Origin of the sequence: Streptomyces sp. NPDC057486, assembly GCF_042802415.1 — a bacterium.
Taxonomy (GTDB): domain Bacteria; phylum Actinomycetota; class Actinomycetes; order Streptomycetales; family Streptomycetaceae; genus Streptomyces; species Streptomyces yanii.
Genome location: NZ_JBHVEE010000317.1, coordinates 1 through 1677, shown reverse-complemented (window position 1 = coordinate 1677; position 1677 = coordinate 1). Strand labels below are relative to the sequence as shown.

The window sequence follows — 1677 nt, the reverse complement described above, 5'->3', positions numbered from 1 at the left end:
CCCGTCGAACTGGCCGAGGTAGTTGAAGCTGATCTGCGCGGGCACGGTCCCGGTCAGAGCGGTTTCGACCGGCCCATGAGCAAGGAGACCGTAACCGATCCCCTGCCGAGGACGAGCACGCAAAAGCTCCTTGACCCGCTTCAGCCCCTCGCCCAGACCCCCGGCCGAAGGAACCGGCAACCGCAACGGAGAAATCGTCGTGAACCAACCCGTCGTCCGGGACACATCAAGATCATCGAAGAGATCCTCACGACCATGCCCCTCGACATCCACCCGCACATGACCATCACCGGTCCACGCACCGACCGCAGCAGCCACACCCGTCAACAACACATCATTGACCCGCGAGTTGAACACCGCCGGCACATCCCGCAACAGCGCCCGCGTCTCCCCCGCACCCAGCACCGCCCGCAACACCCGACTGCCACCGACCGTATTCCCCCCGGCCCCCCGACCGTCCAACGGCAGCTCACCAACCGACCCCGCCTGCTCACCCCAGTACGAAACCTCCCCCACCGTCGACGCACTCAGCGCCTCCTGACCCAGACGGCCCGCCCACTCCTGCCACGAACTCGACTTCGCCGGCAAAACCGGCTCCCGCCCCTGCCGCACCAGCTCCACCAGAACCTGCAGATCCTCCAGAAGAATCCGCCACGACACCACATCGACCACCAGATGGTGCGCCACCAACAACAACCGGTCCGCCCGCCCCGGCACACCCGTGAACAACACAGCACGGAACAACGGCCCATCCGACAGACTCAAACCCGCCTGCACCCGCCCGGCAATCTCCCGCAGCCGCTCCTCCCACTCACCCGACGGACACGACGACAGATCGTGCACCTGCCACGGCACCACCTCCGGCACCCCGGCAACCTCCGCCCGCCACCCGTCCCCCTCCCGCACAAAACGAGTCCGCAGACCGTCATGCTGCTCCAGCAGACACCCCACCACCCGCTCCCACTGCCCCGACGAAAGACCCGACCCCACCTCCGTCAACACCGACTGATTCACATGCTGAGCAGCCACGAACTCCTGCTCGAAGAACCACCGCTGAACAGGCGTCAACTCCACAACGCCCGTCACCAGACCCTGCTCCGCCCGCACCGACGCAGCATCCTGCCGCTCCACCACCAAAGCCAGCTCAGCAATCGTCTGGAACTCGAACAACTGCTTCACCGTGAAGAACAACCCGCACTGCTTCGCCCGGAAAATCACCTGCAGACTCAGAATCGAGTCCCCACCCAGCGAAAAGAAATCGTCATGCACCCCCACCGGCCGGCCCGTGCCCAGCACCGACTCCCAGATCCCCGCCAGCCGCTCCTCCACCTCCGACCGCGGCGCCACGAACTCCCGCCCGTCCACCGCATGATCCATCCACGGCAACGCAGCCAACGCCCCACGATCCACCTTGCCGTTCGGACTCAACGGCAGAGCCTCCAACGGAACGAACACCCCAGGCACCATGTGACCCGGCAAACGCTCACCCAAAAACGCCCGCAACTCCCCCGAATCCACCGGCCCGTCCGAGACGACATACGCCACCAACCGCCTCGACGCCGCCTGCCCCTGCACCAACACCGCAGCACCACGCACCAACGGATGCCCCACCAGCGCAACCTCGACCTCACCCAACTCAATACGAAAACCACGAACCTTCACCTGATCATCGACCCG

1 protein-coding gene is annotated in these 1677 nt (G+C 65.5%); it reads right to left on the bottom strand.

The genetic code is table 11. The features are described 5' to 3' along the window. The coding region (locus ACFU6I_RS48595; protein WP_384381003.1) for a condensation domain-containing protein at nucleotides 1-1677 on the bottom strand (1677 nt) is incomplete at both ends.